Genomic DNA, 19,136 nt, shown 5'->3' with positions numbered 1-19,136 from the left:
TCGATGGGGAGTAGGTCGATCAGCGTCCGGACGTGTGCCACTTACCGACCAGAATGCGGGAGAGGTATCCGAAAGCGGAGAAGACCAGGACACCGAACAGTGAAGCAATGACGATCGCGCCGATCAGATCCTCGGACTGAAGTCGGCTGCGGTAGACGTCGAGAAGGGTGCCGATGCCGGGTTGTCCTTTTGCGAAGAACATGTCGCCGATAATGGCACCGACCACAACAAGTCCGGACGCGGTGCGGATGCCGGTGAGAATGGCAGGCATCGCCGCTCGCAGTTCGAGCTTTATCAGCCGATCCCAGCGCGATGCGCGTCCGAGGGTGAAGAGTTCATGCAGTCCCCGGTCCACGGACTGCAAACCGAAGTGGGTGTTGGTGATGATGGGGAACGCCGCGATCAGTACACACACCAACGTGCGGGCGGTCATGCCGTAGCCGAACCACAGGCCGATCAACGGGACTATCGCGAGAATGGGAATGACCTGAAGCACAACGGCATACGGGTAGACGATCCGCTCGATCCACTTGGCCTGACTCATCAGTACACCCGTTCCGACGCCGATTGCAACGGCGACGACAAATCCCACCGCCGCGACCTGCGCGGTGACGGCCAGCGCTTCGAGCATCGGACCGAGGTGTTTCCAGTCGAGTAGCGACTGGGTGAGCACCCGACTTGGGGGCGGCAGCATGAACTGGCGTTCGGGTGAGAGGACCAGGTTGCTCACTATCGACCAGAGCGCGAGGGCGCCGGCCAACGAGAGAAGGGGAAACGCGATCATGCTCCCGATCCGCTTCAGGCGTGGCTTCCAGAGCTGCGTGGGTAGGGAAGTTGCTGTGGTGCTTACTACTTCGCGGCGAAGTGTAAGTGCTTCGGTCATCGGAGGCTCCCGTGCAGACTGGCCGAAATTTCGGCGACGTATTCGGTGAAACGGGCGTCGTACCGCAGTTCCGGGCTGCGTGGGTAACCGAAGCCGATGTCGACGACAGAATGGATGCGACCAGGTCGCGCGGTCATGATGACAACCTTGTTGGCGAGATACACCGCCTCGGACACCGAATGCGTGATGAACATAGCGGTGAATCCCTTGTCCGCGTAAAGCCGTTGAAGTTCGACCTGCATGTCGAGGCGCGTCATTTCGTCGAGAGCACCGAACGGCTCGTCCAGGAGCATGACCTCCGGAGCCAAGGTCAGAGCCCGCGCGAGAGACACTCGCATCTTCATGCCGCCGGACAGTGCATTGGGCAATTGCCCCGAGAAGTCTCGTAGGCCGACAGCGTTGATGGCTTCGCCGGCGCGTTCACGACGGAGGGCTTTGGACACGCCGCCCAACTCGGCCGACAACTCGACATTGGATTGCACTGTTCGCCAAGGTAACAGCGTCGGCTCCTGGAAGATGAAGCCAACCGATTCGGTGTCGAGGGCAACGGATCCGCTGGTAGGACGCTCGAGGCCGGCTGCCATGCGCAATAGTGTCGACTTGCCGCAGCCGGACGGGCCGACCACGGCCACGAAGTCGCCACGGCGCACATCGAGATTGATGCCATCCAGTGCCACCGTGCCGGTGTCGAATTTCTTCACTACATCGGTGAAGGCCATCTGCATGGACGTGGTCAGTCTGCGTGCGTCGGTGTCCTGCATCGTGTTTGCGAGTTTCATCCGTGCCTCCGGATCGTGTGATGCATGCAAAATATCTGCGTTCTGATGGGATTGAGTGTGGATTGCATGTATGTCGGGCGGATTTCTCAGTGTTAATTGATTGTGACATTGCAGGTGAATCGGTTATCTCGAATGATTAACCTGCGAGAAACAAAGCGGCATCTGCATGTAATCGAAGTGCTACAGACTCTGCTCATTCCCAATCTGCATGCCAGTCAGAGTCACTGCAGTCAGAGTCCCTTCATTTCGAGGAGAACCCGTGAATTCCAAACGCACAACCGTGGGAACCGCCAGTATTGCCCTCGCATTGCTCGCTGCATTCGGGTTGAGTGCATGCAGTTCGAGTGACGCCGACACGGCGGTTGCGTCGGAAGCGCTCGAGCCCGCTGCGGATGCGCAGACACTAGCCGGCGCGTGTCCGGAAAACGTTGTAGTGCAGCTGCAATGGCAGCCGCAGTCGGATATGGGCGCGCTGTTCGAGATGCTCGGGCCGGGATACACCGTCGACACGGACGACAAGTCGGTCAGTGGCACTCTGGTCGCGGGTGGCAAGGACACCGGCGTCGATCTCACACTTCGGGCAGGTGGCCCGGCGATCGGGTTCCAGTCCGTCAGTTCTCAGATGTACGTGGATGATTCGATCACGCTGGGTCTGATCCATGGTGACCAGGTGATCGCCGCGTCGGCGAGTCAGCCCGTCATGGCGGTGACTCCACTACTCAAGTACAGTCCGGCAATCGTGATGTGGGACCCTACGTCGCACCCTGATTGGAAGAGTGTTGCCGACATCGGCAAGACCGATGCAAGCGTCGTGGTGTCCAAGGAACAGTTGTTCCCGCAGTGGCTGGTTGCGAAGGGGTTGTTGAAGCAGTCTCAGCTCGACACGAGTTACGACGGCGCACCGTCGCGCTTCGTCGGCGACCCGACCATTGCGCAGCAGGGATTCGCGAATTCCGAACCGTACACGTACGAGAACGAGACGCCGGCCTGGGACAAGCCGGTTTCCTTTGACCTGCTGAAGGATTCAGGCTTCGACATCTATGCGTCCAATGTGTCGGTCCGCGCTGACAAAGTAGAATCGCTCTCGTCCTGCCTGACCAAATTGGTTCCGATCATCCAGCAAGCGAGTGCCGACTACATCACCGATCCGGCCGCGGCCAACAGCGCGATCGTCGACGTTGTCTCCCAGGATATTTCGTTCAGTCCATACACCGAGGGCGAGGCTGCCTTCAGTGCTCAGATGTTGAAAGACGAAGGGCTGATTGCAAACGAGGCTGACGGTTCGGTAGGAACTTATGACATGGCCAGAGTCACCCGAAACGTCGCCGACCTGACGCCCGTTCTGGTGGCCGGCGGTGCAGCGATTCCGGATTCACTGACCGCAGAACAGATCTACACCAACAAGTTCACCAACCCGTCCATCGGAATCCGCTGATCAGGAGACTGGAAAAATCATGACGTACGAGATGACCGAACTCAACCGTGAGAGCCGTATGGGCGGCCTCGGTACCGAAACAACCGACCGCGAAGTGCGACGGATCGATCTCTCCGACTTCGAGAACCGCCGCAGCGAGATAGCGGACGAGTTATGGTCGGCTGCAACCGATATCGGATTCTTTCAGGTTGTCAACCACGGAATCGACATCGGTGAGGTTCGCAAGGCGTTCGCTGCCACGGAGAACTTCTTTGCGCTACCCGATGAGGTCAAGGCCCGATATCCACTCAAGAAGGGATTCAATTCCGGCTGGGAGAGCATGTCGCAAGTGCGGCCGTCGATCGGGACGCCCGATCAGAAGGAGTCCTACCAGGTAACCCGCCCCCACATGGGTGACCTGTGGCCCACCGACGACGAACTCGAGGGCTTCCGCGAAACGATTCTCGATTTCGAGGCACGGTGCTGGGGCGTCGCGATGGCCCTGCTCTCGTGTTTCGCAGACAAACTCGGATTCGAGCGGGACTTCTTTGCGAAAGCCCACGATCCGTCGGTGACCAGTTACCAGAGCACCCTCCGGTTGCTGCACTACTTCCCGCTCGCTCCCGATGCCGATGTCGCAGGAATGTGGCGCGCGGGCGCGCACACCGATTTCGACTGCCTGACCTTGCTCTTTCAGCGCGACGGTCAGGGCGGGCTGCAGTTGTGCCCTGGTAAGGAGATGGAGACCCAGGAATGGACGTCGGTGGAACCTGCCGAGGAAGCGATCACCTGCAACATCGGTGACATGCTGATGCGATGGAGCGACGATGTGCTGCCGTCGAACTTTCATCGCGTCAAGAGCCCAGGCCTGAACGACTACCGGGGCCCTAGATACAGCCTGGCTTTCTTCGCGCAGGCCAACCGCGACATCATGATCGAAGGTCCGGCCGGGAAGTATCCGCCGATCACCGCCGAGGATTATCTCTACCAGCGCGTGAATGCCAATTTCGCCCGCTGAGCCGACCGAAGACGCCGACCGAAGACACGGAGAAAACGATGAATACCGCACCTGCCAGCATCACCATCACCGACGTCACCGTCTACAGCGGCAGGCAATGGCTCGAAGGTCGAGACGTCGTGGTGACTGACGGAATTGTCACCGCGATCGAGGCGTCGCGCGGTACGTCGGCTCTCGGTGACCCGAAGGCCGGAAGTGTTGACGGATCCGGCGCTTACTTGATTCCCGGATTCGTCAACACGCACACGCACATTCAGCAGTCGCTGATGCGGGGGATCGCGGAGGGAACTCCACTACTCGAATGGCTGCTTGCCGTTGCCGAGGAATCCGTGCTGATCACCCCGGAAAAGGCGTACACCGCAACAGTTGCGGCCAGCCTTGAGGCCTTGCGGAGCGGTACCACCACATTGGTGGAACACATGTGGCCGCACCCGTCGAGCGAGGTACACGACGCTGTCATCCGGGGATTGCACGACACCGGGATTCGCGCCCTGCTGGGGCGTGGGGTGGGGGATCGATCGGACCCGACGCGTAAGTGGGGCTTCGATCCGCGGCTTTTGCAGCCATTGGGCGACGTCCTCGATCACACCGATCAGATCATGCGAGACGTTGCCGGATCGCGCATCGATGCGGCTGTGGCAGTGCCGAATCCGAGATCGTTGACTCCGGAGGGAATGGCGCAGGTGCGTGAATTCGCTCAGGCGCGCGGACTGACCGTATCGATACACCTGCTCGAGACACAGACCGACAATATGATGTGTACCGAACACACGGGGATGGGTGCGGTCGACTTCTTGGACGCTAACGATTTCCTGTGGGATCGAGTTCTCGCGGTTCACTGCGTCGAACTCGATGATCGTGGTCAGAAAGTGCTGGCAGAGAGAGGAGTCGGCGTCTCCTACAACCCGGTGAGCAACATGCGACTCGGTAGCGGGGTCGCACCGGTGCCGAGCTTCCTGGAAGCCGGCCTCGCAGTGGGGCTGGGGGTGGACGGCGCCGCCAGCAACGACACGCAGGACATGCTCGAAACCTTGCGTACCGGTGCCTACGTGCAGCGGGCCACCCGAGCGCGTGCGGACTTACTCGGATTTGGTGCCATGATCGATATCGCCACCGGCGGCGCCAACAGTGCACTCGGCTTGCCGCCGCGATCAGGCGGTGTGTCTGTCGGAGATACTGCTGATCTCACCATGATTCGGTTCGAGAGAGACTTCGGATGCCTGCCGGTGCGCGACCCGGGTGCATCCATTCTCACAACCGGAACCCGGCAGATCGTCGACACCGTTCTGGTTGCCGGCGAGGTTGTCATCCGGGACGGGCACTCGACGCGGGTGGACGAGGCTGAGCTGATCAGTGCACTGTCGTCCTTGTAAGGATGTGAAGCCTAAGTCTTGTCGACGTCCATTTCGATCAGTACGCGGCGCAACAGCTTTCCCGTTGCGTTGCGGGGGAGTTCGTCGATGAACAGGACTTCACGGGGTACCTTGTATCGCGCCAAGTTCGAGCGGACGTGAGATTTCAGATCCTCGGCGTTTTGGTCTGCACCGGGGGCGATCACAACGAAGGCGCGCAACCGGTGCCCGAAATCCGCGTCCTCCACTCCGATCACCGCAGCTTCCAGCACGTCCGCATGATCGGCTAGGAGGTTCTCCACTTCGAGGGGATATACATTTTCACCGCCCGAGACGATCATGTCGTCGTCGCGGCCGTCGACGAACAACAGGCCGTTGGCGTCGAAGTGCCCGACGTCGCCGGTGGAGAGGAGTCCGTTGATGCGCTCCTTGTCGCGGCCGTCGGTGTAGCCCTCGAAGCTGAGGCCGCTCGAGACGAAGATTCGTCCGATCGTGTGGGGGGAGTTGATCTTCTGATTGTTGTCGTCGAACAGTTCGACGTGGCACGTGACGGGCGCCCGGCCGGCAGTGCCCGGCGCGATGGTGAGATCTTCGGGTGTGGCGACAGTGGCGACCGCTACTTCGGTGGAGCCGTAAAGGTTGTAGAGGACGTAACCGAATGCCTCCGTCACTCGTTTGCAGAGATCAGGTGAGAGTGAGGACCCCGCGGAGAAAATGATCTTCAGATGTGAGGTGTCGTATTTCGACAGCACTTCGGGGCCGAGATCGATGATGCGGGTCAGCATGGTGGGAACCACGACGAGACTGTCGCACTTGTGTTGCGCCACAAGCTTGACCGTGTTCTCGGGATCGAATTTCCGGTGCATCACGACGGTTTGTCCCAAGCCGAGGGCGAGCGCGAACTGGGAGACACCGGTGCCGTGGAAGGCCGGCGCCGCCATCATCATTGTCTGCCCGCGGCGCAGTGGTACCCGGTCGAGGAACTGCGCTGACGCCAACGGCGAGGTGTGGCTGCGCGGCGCGCCTTTCGGGGTTCCGGTGGTTCCGCTGGTCAGAAGTACGAACCCGCCACTGCGTTCCGGCGCCGGCACTGCGGAGGTTCCTCGTCCCGCAATGACGTCGTCGAGTGTGCGGATGGTGGTGTTTTCGCGCTCTGCCCACGCCCGATATCGCCTTGTGTCCGGGGGGAGGGCGTCGGCGACTTCGGTGAACTCGTCGTCGTAGACAAAGGCCGCGACATTTTCACGGGCCGCGACGTCGACCAGTTGAGGGCGCGCAAATCCCGTGTTCATGAGGACAAGTTTGGTGCCGTTCTTGGCTGCCGCGAGCATGGTCAGAACCAGGCCACGATGGTTTCGGCACATAGCGCCCATCACCGAATCGGATGTGATGCCATCGGCCTGCCAGGCCCGTACCAGTGCGTTGCTCTGCCGTTCCAGTTCGGCGTACGTGATGGGTCCACGTTCGTCGATGATGGCTACCGCATCGAGGCCGTTCTCGGCATGCGCGTGGACGGGACCGGCAAATGGTCCGTACTTGTCCACAGCTGCAATGGATTTCAGACCCTTGTCGAGGCGGGGAAACGGAATCAGTCCCGCTCGTGTCATGACTCCCACGGCGCCGATGGTGTCTGTGATCTTGGTGACCAATCCGGGCATGGGTAAACCTCTTCCGAGCGTCGGTGAAAGGACCGGATCTCAGCCTAATCGAAACCGGACGCTTTCACCGACGATCTCGGTGCCGTGTTTTTACTTCAGTTCGGCAGACGTCTTTCCCAAGAGACGACGGGCAATGATCAGCTGCTGAATCTGCTGAGTGCCCTCGAAAATGTCGAGAATCTTCGAATCCCGACCCCACTTCTCCAGCAGTGGACGCTGGGAGTAGCCGTACGTTCCGGCGAGTTCCACTGCCTTGAGGGTGATGTCGGTGCCCGTGCGGCCCGCCTTGGCCTTGGACATCGACGCCTCGAGGGAGTTCGGCTTCTTGTTGTCTGCCATCCAGGCTGCGCGCAATGCGAGCAGGTAGGCGGCTTCCCAATCAGCTTCCATCCGAAGGAACTCGGCCGCCGCGGCATGCTGGTTGTAGGCCGGTGTGTCGTACGAGATCTCGACGCCGGCTTCCGTCAGGATAGTGCGCAGTTCTTCGAGTGCGGCGCGGCCGACGCCGATAGCCATGGCGGCGACCATCGGGCGGGTGTTGTCGAACGTCTGCATGACGCCGGCAAAGCCCTTCTCCACGTTGACCTCTGCGCTGCCGAGGATGTTGTCCGCGGGGATGCGGCAGTCCTGGAGCAAGAGTACGGCGGTGTCGGACGCTTTGATGCCCAGCTTGTGCTCGAGGCGGGCGACGCTCAGGCCCGGCGCGTCGCGCGGCACGACAAACGACTTGATTGCGGCTCGGCCCTTGGATTTGTCGACCGATGCCCAGACGACGATGTGGGTGGAACGCTCACCGGCGGTGACAAAGATCTTCTCGCCGTTGAGAACCCACTCGTCGCCGTCCAGAACTGCTGTTGTGGTGACTGCAGCCGAGTCGGATCCGAAGCTGGGCTCGGTGATGGCCATCGAGGCCCACACCTTGCCGAACCGTTCGAGTTGCTCGTCGGTGGATACGGCTGCAATCGCGGCGTTGCCGAGGCCCTGGTAGGGGATCGAGAGCATGAGACCCACGTCGCCCCACGAGGTTTCGAGGGAGTTGAGCAGTGCCGACATGTTTCCACCGTTTGCATTGCCGGTCTTGCCGGAGTCAGCTCGGCCGCCGGCAGCGCCGCCGATGTCGCCACCCGAGTCGGACAGACCCTCGACCATGGCAGCCATCGTGTCGAGTTCGACCGGGTATTCGTGTTCGGCCAGATCGTATTTGCGTGAGATGGGTCGGAAGATCTGAGCTGCGACCTGATGCGCCTGGTTCGCGGATGCTTTGAGCTTCTTGGGAAGTTCGAGATTGATCATCGTGGTTCTCCTGGAAAGTCAGCGGCGTCAGATGAGGACAATGCCCTCGGCAACGCCGATGGCTCGAAGGTCGCGGTACCAGCGCTCGACCGGGTGTTCTTTGGTGAATCCATGCCCACCGAGGAGTTGCACGCCGTCGAGGCCGATCTGCATGCCCTTCTCGGAAGCTAACTTCCGGGCGAGGGCCGATTCACGAGCAAAGGACAATCCCTGCTCGGCACGCGAAGCGCCACGCAGCGTGACCAGGCGCATTCCGTCCAGTTCGATGGCGATGTTGGCCACCATGAACGCAACTGCCTGACGATGGCTGATCGGCTCGCCGAATGCTTCGCGCTCGTTCACGTACGGAATCACGTAGTCCAGCACGGCCTGGCTGGTGCCCACCGCCATCGACGCCCAACCGAGGCGCGCGAGGCGAATCGCGTCGGCGTACTCGGCCTTGCGCTGATCGGCGTCGCCGTCGCCGAGAAGTGCGGATTCGGGAACCGAGACATCGGTGAGGATCAGGCGACCGAGCGATGCGGCCCGCAGTCCCATGCTGGGGTCAGCTTCGACGACAAGGCCTTTGGTGTCCGACTCGACGATGAAGAACGACGGCTTGCCGTCGAGTTCCGCGGCGATGACAAAAAGTTCCGACGTTGCAGCGGCCGGTACCAGGCTCTTGACGCCGTTGAGGCGGTATCCGCTGGGGGAGCGAACGGCCTTGGTCTGCAGTGCAAAGGGATCGAACAGCGCGCGAGGCTCGTTGACTACCACTGCGGCACCGGGAACCTGCTCACCGGTGAATGCGGGGAGATACGTCTTCTGCTGCGCGTCGGTGCCCCACTGAGTAAGGGCGACAGCTACGCCGCTGGGAGCGAGGATCGGCAGTGCCAGCCCCATGTCTCCGTGTGAGAGCGCCTCGGCGACAAGCGAGTTGGTGACCGCGCCGCGATCGGATGCGGCGCCGTCGAGTTCCTCGGGGACGTTGATCAAGGTGATCCCGAGTTCGGCCGCCCGCTTCGTCAGATCGGCAGGAGCGGCGGCGGCCGCATCGGCATCGTGTGCTGCGGTGCGCAGGATTTCCGATGCAAAGTCGCGCACGGTTTCGACGATCATCTTCTGGTCGTCGTCGGGCGTGAGGTCGAAGTAGTCCGAGTTTTTGGCTGGGTTGTCCGGCAGTCGCTTGGGCGCGTCGTTGCCGGCCACCTTCTTGAAACCGCGCGTAGCGGCGCCGAGAGTCTTGAAGCCGGTCTTGGTGCCCTCGTAGGTAACCCGGTCGATGGTCTGGCGCAGGTTGAACTTTTCTGCGAATTCAGAACCGGTGATCTTGGTCAGCACGCGCATGGCGGTACCCATCGCATCGCGCTTGACGGGGTTGAGGCCGACTGCGGACGTGTCGCGGGGGTGCGCCGTGGCATGGCTCTTGCTCGGGGCCACACTGTCTTGCTTGGTCATGATCACCAGGGGTTTCTCGGTGTCGGGGCGTTGGACTCCCTTATCTTACTCAGGAGTAAGGTCGGATGTCGAGCATCCCTCGAAATGACGCGAGTCACGTCTACTCCTCCCTGAGTAGGAGGTGCCACGACCCCGAGCGTCATAGGCTCGACAGGTGAACCGGACAGAGGTGCCAGATCGGATTCAGCGGTATGTGCGCTACTCGCCGCTGGTATTGATTCCGTGCTTACTGATTGCCAGCACGTATCCCGGCGAGTATCGGGTCCCCGTCAGCTATTGGATCGTCTCGATGCTGTCGGCGATCATCTTCGTGGCTGGTCGCCGGTGGCCGGTACTTGCTTCGCTGGTCATCTCGGCACTTGCGGTTCCGATGTTCGTCGCCGACGCGTGGGGTCTGTCCGAGCTCGTGCCGTATCTCGGAGCGGTAGCCGTTGTCGATGTCACGATGCGGGCCGAGCGCCGGGAACTGGTTGCCGTATCTGTAATCGGATGGTGCGGTTCCGTACTGGCAGGGATCTGGTTCGAATCTCACGAAGCATTCTTCTCGGTCACCACTGCCGTGAAAGTGCTTGCGTACGTGGGCTTACCGCTGCTGCTCGGACTATATCTGCGTTCGCAGCGTGAATTGGCCGCGAACAATCTCGCGCACACCCGAGCTGCGGAACGAAGCGCTCTGGCCCGTGAGCTGCACGACCTTGTTGCACACCACATGGCGTCGATCGTCCTGCGGATCGGAGTCGCTCAACACGTATTGGCACCTCAGGACGAGGCCGTGCGGGAAGTCCTCGCCGACGTGCGCGCGACGGCGTCGGATGCGCTGACCGATATTCGCCGTCTTCTCGTCGCATTGCGCGATCCCTCGCTCGGCGAGGTTGCTCTGGTCGAACCGGACGCCGTCGCCGCGGAAATCGAGGCTGCACTCGATCGTGTGCGTGCAGCCGGCTTCCAGGTCAAGGCGCACGTCGAGTCGGGCGCAGGTGACCTCGACGCCATCGGCCGGTTGACGCTGTTACGGGTAATTCAGGAGTCGCTGACCAACGTCATGAAGCACGGAGACAGGAAGGGTCCCGTCTCGGTATCTGTTCGTCGCAACGCCGGTCGCGTCGACGTCAAGGTGATCAACAATGTCGAGGGGTCGGCGAAGGGTGCCGGACACGGCCTCGTCGGAATGCGGGAGCGTGCAGAGTTGGCCGGCGGTGAGATGACCGCAGGTACGCTCGGTGACGGAAGGTGGGAGGTGCACGTGAGTATTCCGCTGTTGGCCCATCCGCTGTCGGTCAAGGGTGACGACTCGTGATCGCAGTGTTGGTTGTCGACGACCAGCGGCTGGTGCGAGCAGGTCTGCGGATGCTGTGCACTGCGGCCGAGGACATGACCGTATCCGGTGAGGCGTCGAACGGCGTCGAGGCGGTAGCGCTTGCCGCCGAACTGGATCCCGACGTGATCCTGATGGACTTGAGGATGCCCGGCCTCGACGGGATCGGCGCCACGCGGCAGATCGTCAAGTCCGGGCGGCGCGCACGCATTCTCGTACTCACCACCTTCGACGACGACGATCATCTGTATCCCGCGCTTGCTGCCGGCGCTTCGGGGTTTCTCGTCAAGGACACCGAACCCGCCGAGTTGCTCGGTGCCATTCGCCGGACAGCCGAGGGCGACATGGTGTTCTCCCCGGAACTGCTCCGCCGCGTCGTGGATCGAGCGGTGATCGGCACCGCCGCGGGCACTGCTGTGACAGAGGCAGTTTCGCTGACCGAGCGCGAATCGCAGGTTCTCGCCCTGGTTGCGGAAGGGAAGAGCAACCAGGAAATCGCGGACGCGTTGCATTTGGGTGTGACCACGGTCAAGACTCACGTGGCGAACCTGATGTCGAAGACCGGTTGCGACAATCGGGTTCGCCTCGCCGTGTACCACTTGCAGAACTTTCAGTGACCGGAGTGCGAACCAGGCGAAGGCATCGGCATGTCCATCTGCATCGGAGCCGCCTTCTGTCCCGGTTCGAGGACGAGGAATTGGCCCATCATCCCTTGATCCTCGTGCATCAGCAGGTGGCAGTGGAACATGTAAGGGAACGTGGGATCGGTGTACTCGGACCACTGCAGTGCGACGCGAATCCTGCTGCCCGGCGGCGTGTAAACGGTGTCCTTGAGGCCGCGCAGGTGCGGCGGGGGAGTGCGACCGTCGACGTCGAGGATCTGGAACTGCACGTCGTGGACATGGAAATTGTGTGGCCAGTTGTCCTTGTTGGTGATCGTCCACACCTCGGTCGCGCCGACCTCGGCCTCGAAGTCGATGCGGTTCATGTCCATTCGTTGCCCGTTGATCATGTACCACTGCAGATCGAAGGTTCGGGAAACGCTTGCCTTCGACGGATCGAGATGCGGCAGGGCGCCCAACTGCGCCGGGAGAGTCGACCGTGACGCGCGGCTGGCAACCCCTCGCAACTCGATGATGTCGAAGCGGTCGTTCATGCCGAAGTTCTCGGCGTCGGAGGAACTCACGCCACCGCCGTCCTCGATCGGGAACGACACCAGTGTGGTCGTCGCACCGGGGTCGACGCGAACCACGATCTCGGCTCGTTCGCCGGGGCTGAGCTGAATCCGCTTGATCGCAATCGGTGATTCGAGCAGTCCGCCGTCGGTGGCAATCAGATCGAACGTGCGGTCGTCGGGGAACCCCAGGTTGTAGAGACGGCCGGAAGAGCCGTTCAGGATGCGCAGTCGCACAACGCCGGTAGTGACGTCGAGGTAGGCATCGGCGATGCCGTTGGCGACGATCGTGTCGCCGAGCAAGCCGACGTCGGTCGGGTCGGTCTCGTCGAAACTGCCGTCCGCGGTGAATCGTCGATCCTGGATGATCAGTGGAATATCGTCCACTCCATAGGTTTTCGGGAGGTCCAGCGTATCGGTGTCGGCGTCGTCGATCAGGAACAGTCCGGCGAGTCCGCGCTGTACGTGCCGCTCGGTGGATCCATGCGGATGTGGGTGATACCAGAGCGTAGACGCCGCTTGGTCGATGGTCCACGCCGGTTCCCACCGCCCGCCGGCTTCGATGGTCTGGTGCGGTCCGCCGTCGAACCTGGCGGGTAGATGCATGCCGTGCCAGTGGACGGTCGTGGGCTCTGCCAGTGCGTTGTCGATCGTGAATGCGACAGATTCTCCGCGTCGGGCTCGGACCGTCGGACCGAGGATAGAGCCGTTGAAACCCCAAGTGTCAGTGATCTTTCCCGCGACTATCTCGGTGGTTCCGGCGCCGGCGCGGAGGGTGAAATGGCGGACGCCGGAGTCGTCGACCGTGGATGCAGCCAGCGGCGGAATCGGTAACGGACGTGAAGACCCTGCTGCTGCCGTAGGCCGCGAGGCGCCTGCGGAGTCGGCGGAGTCGGCGCCGCAGCCCACCGCAAGTCCGAGGGGCGCGGCAGCCAGACCGAACAGTATCGAGCGCCGGGAAATCCGGTTCATCATTCTCCTGAAGTAGTGCGTGATCGACTACTCCAAGTCAACGTGCCCGGATGCCGCGCCGAATCCTGCCGACGGGCCTGCCGGGACTCCTCCCTCAGGCCGTTGCGGCGAGTGGGGAGTTCTGCTACCTGGCCGGCTACCTCAGGCGAGCAAGAACATCTTCGTGCAGCAAGCCGTTGGTGGCAACGGCACTGCCACCGTGCGGGCCACTCCCGCCGGCCAAGTCGGTGAAGGTTCCGCCGGCTTCGCGGATCAGCACGTCCAGAGCGGCGAGGTCCCACAGGGAAACCTCGGGTTCGGCAGCGATATCGACTGCACCTTCGGCGACGAGGCAGTACGAGAAGAAGTCTCCGTACCCGCGTACGCGCCACACGTGATCCGTGAGATCGATGAACTGATCGCGGATTCCGCGGTCCTTCCAGCCGGACAAGCTCGAAAAACTCAGGCTTGCGGATTCACTGCGGTCGACGGCGGACACCTCGATGCGTCGGGCGTCGCCGCCGTTGCAGGAGGTGAAGGCGCCCAAACCTGTTGCCGCCCACCAACGGCGGTTCAGTGCGGGCGCGCTGACGACACCGACGACGGGTACGCCGTCCTCGAGCAAACTGATCAGGGTCGCCCAGACCGGCACGTTGCGCACGAAGTTCTTGGTGCCGTCGATCGGATCGACCACCCACTGCCGTCCCTCGAATACCGCGTCGCCGCCGAACTCTTCGCCCAGCACCGAGTCGCCCGGTCGAGCCTCGGACAAGCTCGCGCGCACGGCGCGTTCGACGGCGAGGTCGGCGTCGGAGACCGGGGTGAGGTCGGGTTTGTCGTCCACTCGCAGATCGAGAGCGCCGAAGCGGGCGCGAGTGATCGCGTCGGCCTCGTCGGCGAGACGCAGGGCCAGAACAAGGTCGGAAGCGAGGTCGGTCACGGGTAGACAACTTACCGTCTTGCCCGCCCTGTCCCATCTACGCGCCCATCTGTGCGCCTACCTACGCGGGCAGAACTTCGTTCAGCTTTCCGGTCGCCACATCGAAGACAAATCCGCGCAGTGAGGTCGTTGCAGTGATGAACGGACTGCTCTCGATTCGGCGTAGCGATTGCCGTACGTCTTCGTCGACGTCGGGGAACGATTCGGGCGACCAGGACGGTTTGACGCCGATCTCGTCCTGGATGGAGCGCTTGAAATCGTCGTCCGTGAACGTCAGCATTCCGCAGTCCGTGTGGTGGATGAGGATGATCTCGGTGGTGCCGAGGAGGCGCTGGCTGATGGCAAGCGACCGGATCTCGTCGTCGGTGACCACACCGCCGGCGTTGCGAATGACGTGTGATTCGCCTTCCTTGATGCCGAGGGCACGGTAGACGTCCAGACGGGCATCCATGCAGGCGAGAACGGCAACGTGTTTGCTCGGCGGCAGGGGGAGCGGTCCGGAGAATTGCTCGGCGTATGCGGCGTTGTTCTGTAGATATTCGTCGGTGACGGTCATGGATACACCTTTCTGGTTCGGGTCCTGATTCGAGTCGCGGTTATTGCAGGGTTTGGCACCCGGTAGCCTTGAGAACCGTGCATCCTGACGTAATTGCAGACCTGAACGCGCTCGACACCACCCTTCGCACCTGCGAGTCGGTCGTGGACGTCGAAGAGCTGCGTCGACGCATCGACGAGCTCGAACATCAGGCTGCCGATCCCGGCTTGTGGAACGACCAGGATCACGCTCAGCAAGTAACCAGCCAGCTGTCGCATGCCCAATCGGAGCTTCGTCGAATCGTGGCGCTGCGAGAGAGGCTCGACGAGATGCCGATTCTCTACGAATTGGCCGAGGACGAAGGCCCTGACGCGATTGCCGACGCCGACGCCGAACGTGCCAGCCTGCGCGAGGACATCGCGGCGATGGAAGTCAAGACCATGCTGTCCGGCGAGTACGACGAGCGTGACGCGCTGATCAACATCCGCTCCGGCGCAGGCGGCGTCGACGCAGCGGACTGGGCCGAGATGCTCATGCGTATGTACATCCGTTGGGCGGAAAAGCACGACTACGGCGTCGAGGTCTACGACACGTCGTACGCCGAAGAAGCGGGACTCAAGAGCGCGACGTTCGCGATCAAGGGGCCGTACACCTACGGCACGCTGTCTGTGGAAATGGGCACGCACCGCCTGGTCCGGATCAGCCCGTTCGACAACCAGGGCCGCCGTCAGACGTCGTTTGCCGAGGTCGAGGTTCTGCCGGTCGTCGAGACTACCGACCACATCGAGATCAACGAGAACGACATCCGCGTCGATGTCTACCGTTCGTCCGGTCCGGGTGGTCAGTCCGTCAACACCACGGACTCCGCGGTTCGCCTTACACACATCCCGACGGGCATCGTCGTGACGTGCCAGAACGAGAAGTCGCAGCTCCAGAACAAGGTGTCGGCGATGCGCGTCCTGCAGGCAAAGCTGCTGGCGGTCAAGCGTCTGGAAGAGCGAGCCGAGATGGATGCGCTCAAGGGCGACAGCGGAAGCTCCTGGGGCAACCAGATGCGTTCGTACGTCCTGCACCCGTACCAGATGGTCAAGGACCTGCGCACCGAGTACGAGGTCAACAACCCGTCCGCAGTGCTCGACGGTGACATCGACGGTTTCCTCGAGGCCGGCATTCGCTGGCGCATGAGCGAGAACCAGTCCGCATAAGCGGCAACCGAAAGGCACGATGACTTTTCTCAGACCTGGGCAGAACCTGCTCGATTGGCTCCAGAACCCTGGATTGTCGGTCCTCATGACCGTGCTCGGAGCGATGATCCTTGCTCGTTTGGTCAGTTGGGGCGGCAACAAGGTCACCGACCAGATCGACGCCAACTATCAGTTAGGTGACGCTCTGGTGCGGTCGGAGGCGACCAAGCATCGTCACTCGGTCGCGCAGGTCATCACATGGGTGATCATCACGTTCATCTACGTGATCGCGACACTCAAGGTTCTCGACCAACTGAACCTGCCGATCGGCAGTTTGGTCGCACCGGCAACGGTGCTCGGCGCGGCACTGGGCTTTGGTGCGCAGCGCGTCGTGCAAGACATTCTGGCGGGCTTCTTCATCATCACCGAACGCCAGTACGGATTCGGCGACACCGTGCGACTGGCGATCACTGGCTCGTCCGACGACGCCGAAGGTGTCATCGAGGACGTGACGTTGCGAGTCACGCGAATGCGGAACGCCGACGGTGAAGTGATCACCGTTCCCAATGGTCAGATCGTGAAAGCGACCAACCTGTCCAAGGATTGGGCACGTGCGGTCATCGACGTTCCGGTTCCCGCCACTGCCGATCTCAACCGCGTCAACGAGGTCTTGCGTCAGGTCGGCGTCGATGCAATGTCCGACCGTGGACTCAAGAAGCTTCTCCTGGACGAGCCGACGGTCATGGGCATCGAAAGCCTCGAAGTGGATCAAGTCAGCATTCGGATGGTGGCGCGCACGCTACCCGGCAAACAGTTCCAAGTCGGCCGGGCACTGCGTGTGCGAGTTGCCGCGGCACTGCGTCGACAAGGAATCACCGTCACGCCGGGACTTCATACGGGCGACATCGAGGAGGCGAGCGAATGACCGAGCAGGAACCCCGGCGCGGTCTCGACCGGCTCATCCATCTCGACTGGATGCCGTCCCGCTTGTTCGGTGGCCGGATGCGGACGTCGACATTCATCTTGGTCGTGGCCTGGATCCTCGCCTACGTCGCCAACGCGTATCTCAACCCGGCGGAGCCAACCGTGGCCACGCCCGCGCCGGCCGCAGGATCGTCGGTGACGGAGCCGTACACGCAGCCTCCGGTGGCGACAACGACAACAGCTGTCCCGGAATCTTCGACGCCTCCGTCCTCGGAATCGGTGCCGTCGACGACTGTGGTTCCCGGTTCAGCAACTCCCGGTTCAGCTCAGAGCGGTGTTTCGACGACGGTGACGACGACAGCACCGCCTCCAGGCCCTCCGGTCGGTAACTCCGGCAACGAAAATTCCAACTCGGGCAATTCCAACAGCACAGTCACGACAATTCCGAGCACAACAGCCGCGACAACCAGTGGAGCCGGGTAATACGGGCGCACTCGCCGCGCGTTGCTCCAAGGTCACTGTTCGATAACGGCTAGACTGGCTTGTTGTGATCAGCATGAAGAACGTGTCGAAGTCCTACAAGGCCTCCACCAGGCCGGCGCTCGACAATGTCAGTGTGGAGGTGGAAAAGGGGGAGTTCGTCTTCCTCATCGGCCCCTCCGGCTCTGGCAAGTCGACCTTCATGCGTCTGCTGCTGAAAATGGAGTCGCCGACGTCCGGTGACATCGAGGTCGCGGATTTCCACGTCAACAAGTTGTCGGCCCGTCGAGTTCCGAAGCTGCGGCAGGCCATGGGTTGCGTTTTCCAGGACTTCCGACTGCTGCAGCAGAAGACGGTGTCCGAGAATGTCGCGTTTGCATTGGAAGTGATCGGTAAGCCACGCGACGTGATTGCGCGCACCGTTCCCGAGGTCCTCGACATGGTCGGCCTCGCCGGCAAAGCCGATCGACTTCCGACCGAACTGTCCGGTGGCGAGCAGCAGCGCGTAGCCATCGCGCGCGCTTTCGTGAACCGGCCGCTGGTCCTCCTCGCCGACGAGCCAACCGGCAACCTCGATCCCGAGACCAGCCAGGACATCATGCTGCTGCTCGAGCGCATCAACCGCACCGGCACCACCGTCGTCATGGCCACTCACGACCACCACATCGTCGACTCGATGCGTCGACGAGTCATCGAACTCGATCTCGGCAAGGTCAGCAGAGACGAAGCGCGGGGTGTGTACGGCGTCGGCAGGTAAACGCCGACTGCTCACCACTCGTCCGAACGCCCACCGGTAGCCGCGAAGCCGCCGATCATTCGAGAAGGAATCGGATTCCCCGATGCGTGCCAGTTTTATTTTCAGCGAGGTCCTGACCGGCCTGCGCCGCAACATCACGATGACCATTGCCATGATCTTGACGACCGCCATTTCGCTTGGACTCTTCGGCGGCGGCCTCCTCGTAGTTCAGATGGCCGGTAAGACGCAGCAAATCTTCCTCGAGCGCGTCGAGGTCCAGATCTTCCTGACCGACGACATTTCCGCCGCGGACCCCGGTTGCGAGCAGGAAATCTGCAGCACTCTGCGGCAGGAACTCGAGCAGACACCGTCCGTCGTCGCGGTTCAGTTCCTCAATCGCGACGACGCGGTGAAGGACGCGACCGAGCGAGTCTTCAAGGACCAACCCGAGTTGGCCGCACTGGTCAGCCCGGACAGCTTCCCGGCGTCGTTCAAGGTCAAGCTCAGCGACCCGGAACGATTCGGCGTCATCAACGACACGTTCGGTTCGCGGCCAGGCGTGGAAAGTGTTCTCAATCAGCGCGAGCTCGTCGACCGTCTCTTCAGCGTCCTCGGCGGTGTCCGCAATGCAGCCTTTGCGATCGCCGTCGTGCAGGCCATCGCCGCTATTCTGTTGATCGCCAACATGGTTCAGATCGCGGCATTCACGCGTCGTACCGAGGTCAGCATCATGCGACTGGTGGGCGCAACACGCTGGTACACACAGCTTCCGTTCTTGCTCGAGGCAATTGTTGCCGCTTTGATCGGCGCGGTTCTGGCGATCGCCGGTCTCTTCACAGCAAAGAACCTTTTCATCGACGGAGTGCTGGCCGACGTCTACGAAGCCAACATCGTCGCCCGTATTTCGAACAGCGACATCCTGTTCGTCTCACCGTTCCTGGTCCTCGCAGGCGTGGGAATGGCAGCGATCACCTCGTATGTCACGCTTCGTTTGTACGTGCGCGAGTAATTGGTTTGCACGGCCTTCTATGCTGAGAGCAAGAGTTGTTTGCATTATTGGGTA

At 61.8% G+C, this 19,136-nt stretch carries 18 protein-coding genes; 10 read left to right on the top strand and 8 right to left on the bottom strand.

The features are described from left to right. Positions 1-19: 19 nt before the first annotated feature. A complete protein-coding gene (locus CJ178_RS08940; RefSeq protein WP_095886554.1) occupies positions 20-883 on the bottom strand; it encodes an ABC transporter permease in 864 nt (287 codons plus the stop codon). Next, the gene (locus CJ178_RS08935; protein WP_033231143.1) at positions 880-1,662 is read right to left on the bottom strand and encodes an ABC transporter ATP-binding protein; all 783 of its coding nucleotides are present in this window, start codon (positions 1,660-1,662) and stop codon (positions 880-882) included. Before CJ178_RS08935 ends, CJ178_RS08940 begins: the two co-directional genes overlap by 4 nt. A gap of 208 nt (positions 1,663-1,870) precedes the next feature. Here CJ178_RS08935 and CJ178_RS08930 point away from each other — a divergent pair, with 208 nt between their 5' ends. Genes CJ178_RS08930 through CJ178_RS08920 form a run of 3 tightly spaced genes read left to right on the top strand, consistent with a single transcriptional unit; the run spans position 1,871 to position 5,467 of the window. Further along, positions 1,871-3,097: a nitrate ABC transporter substrate-binding protein gene (locus CJ178_RS08930; RefSeq protein ID WP_257013069.1), complete on the top strand. Its 1,227-nt coding sequence runs from the start codon at positions 1,871-1,873 to the stop codon at positions 3,095-3,097. A 19-nt stretch (positions 3,098-3,116) separates the two neighbouring features. Next, entirely contained in the window at positions 3,117-4,094 is a 978-nt protein-coding gene (locus CJ178_RS08925) for an isopenicillin N synthase family dioxygenase (RefSeq protein WP_045070488.1), read from the top strand. A 38-nt stretch (positions 4,095-4,132) separates the two neighbouring features. Then, positions 4,133-5,467, top strand: coding sequence for an amidohydrolase family protein (locus tag CJ178_RS08920; protein WP_095886552.1), 1,335 nt, complete (start codon positions 4,133-4,135; stop codon positions 5,465-5,467). 11 nt (positions 5,468-5,478) lie between these two features. On the opposite strand, the gene CJ178_RS08915 is transcribed toward CJ178_RS08920, so the two are convergent. From CJ178_RS08915 to CJ178_RS08905, 3 genes are all read right to left on the bottom strand, one after another. After that, positions 5,479-7,104, bottom strand: coding sequence for an acyl-CoA synthetase (locus CJ178_RS08915; RefSeq protein WP_095886551.1), 1,626 nt, complete (start codon positions 7,102-7,104; stop codon positions 5,479-5,481). 90 nt (positions 7,105-7,194) lie between these two features. After that, the gene (locus tag CJ178_RS08910) at positions 7,195-8,397 is read right to left on the bottom strand and encodes an acyl-CoA dehydrogenase family protein (protein WP_033231139.1); all 1,203 of its coding nucleotides are present in this window, start codon (positions 8,395-8,397) and stop codon (positions 7,195-7,197) included. A gap of 27 nt (positions 8,398-8,424) precedes the next feature. Continuing rightward, the gene (locus CJ178_RS08905; protein WP_045070477.1) at positions 8,425-9,840 is read right to left on the bottom strand and encodes an acyl-CoA dehydrogenase family protein; all 1,416 of its coding nucleotides are present in this window, start codon (positions 9,838-9,840) and stop codon (positions 8,425-8,427) included. 148 nt (positions 9,841-9,988) lie between these two features. On the opposite strand from CJ178_RS08905, the gene CJ178_RS08900 reads away from it, so the two are divergent. Further along, positions 9,989-11,131, top strand: a complete 1,143-nt coding sequence (locus CJ178_RS08900) for a sensor histidine kinase (RefSeq protein ID WP_233365326.1) — start codon at positions 9,989-9,991, stop codon at positions 11,129-11,131. Beyond that, positions 11,128-11,766: a response regulator gene (locus CJ178_RS08895; RefSeq protein WP_095886549.1), complete on the top strand. Its 639-nt coding sequence runs from the start codon at positions 11,128-11,130 to the stop codon at positions 11,764-11,766. The genes CJ178_RS08900 and CJ178_RS08895 overlap by 4 nt, the downstream gene beginning before the upstream one ends. On the opposite strand, the gene CJ178_RS08890 is transcribed toward CJ178_RS08895, so the two are convergent. The 3 genes from CJ178_RS08890 to CJ178_RS08880 all read right to left on the bottom strand — a co-directional run bounded on the left by CJ178_RS08890 (position 11,760) and on the right by CJ178_RS08880 (position 14,770). Next, positions 11,760-13,295 carry a multicopper oxidase family protein gene (locus CJ178_RS08890; protein WP_095887904.1) on the bottom strand — a complete coding sequence of 512 codons (1,536 nt, stop codon included), beginning with the start codon at positions 13,293-13,295 and terminating at the stop codon, positions 11,760-11,762. The genes CJ178_RS08895 and CJ178_RS08890 overlap by 7 nt on opposite strands. A gap of 136 nt (positions 13,296-13,431) precedes the next feature. Continuing rightward, entirely contained in the window at positions 13,432-14,214 is a 783-nt protein-coding gene (gene hisN / locus CJ178_RS08885) for a histidinol-phosphatase (RefSeq protein WP_033231134.1), read from the bottom strand. A gap of 61 nt (positions 14,215-14,275) precedes the next feature. Next, positions 14,276-14,770: a beta-class carbonic anhydrase gene (locus CJ178_RS08880; protein ID WP_033231133.1), complete on the bottom strand. Its 495-nt coding sequence runs from the start codon at positions 14,768-14,770 to the stop codon at positions 14,276-14,278. A 77-nt stretch (positions 14,771-14,847) separates the two neighbouring features. Between CJ178_RS08880 and prfB the strand changes: the two genes are divergently transcribed. The 5 genes from prfB to ftsX all read left to right on the top strand — a co-directional run bounded on the left by prfB (position 14,848) and on the right by ftsX (position 19,082). After that, a complete protein-coding gene (prfB, locus tag CJ178_RS08875; RefSeq protein ID WP_033231132.1) occupies positions 14,848-15,954 on the top strand; it encodes a peptide chain release factor 2 in 1,107 nt (368 codons plus the stop codon). A 19-nt stretch (positions 15,955-15,973) separates the two neighbouring features. Further along, entirely contained in the window at positions 15,974-16,858 is an 885-nt protein-coding gene (locus CJ178_RS08870) for a mechanosensitive ion channel family protein (protein ID WP_033231131.1), read from the top strand. Next, entirely contained in the window at positions 16,855-17,340 is a 486-nt protein-coding gene (locus CJ178_RS32735; RefSeq protein ID WP_072782331.1) for a hypothetical protein, read from the top strand. Before CJ178_RS08870 ends, CJ178_RS32735 begins: the two co-directional genes overlap by 4 nt. Positions 17,341-17,413: 73 nt before the next feature. Next, a complete protein-coding gene (gene ftsE, locus CJ178_RS08860; RefSeq protein ID WP_202025995.1) occupies positions 17,414-18,094 on the top strand; it encodes a cell division ATP-binding protein FtsE in 681 nt (226 codons plus the stop codon). Between the two features lie 82 nt (positions 18,095-18,176). Next, the gene (gene ftsX, locus CJ178_RS08855; RefSeq protein WP_033231129.1) at positions 18,177-19,082 is read left to right on the top strand and encodes a permease-like cell division protein FtsX; all 906 of its coding nucleotides are present in this window, start codon (positions 18,177-18,179) and stop codon (positions 19,080-19,082) included. The last annotated feature ends 54 nt before the right edge of the window (positions 19,083-19,136 follow it).

Source organism: Rhodococcus sp. ACPA4 (genome assembly GCF_002300185.1).
GTDB classification, from domain to species: Bacteria; Actinomycetota; Actinomycetes; order Mycobacteriales; family Mycobacteriaceae; genus Rhodococcus_F; species Rhodococcus_F globerula.
Note: the sequence above shows the minus strand (reverse complement) of the source record. Positions and strands in the feature narration are given on the sequence as shown.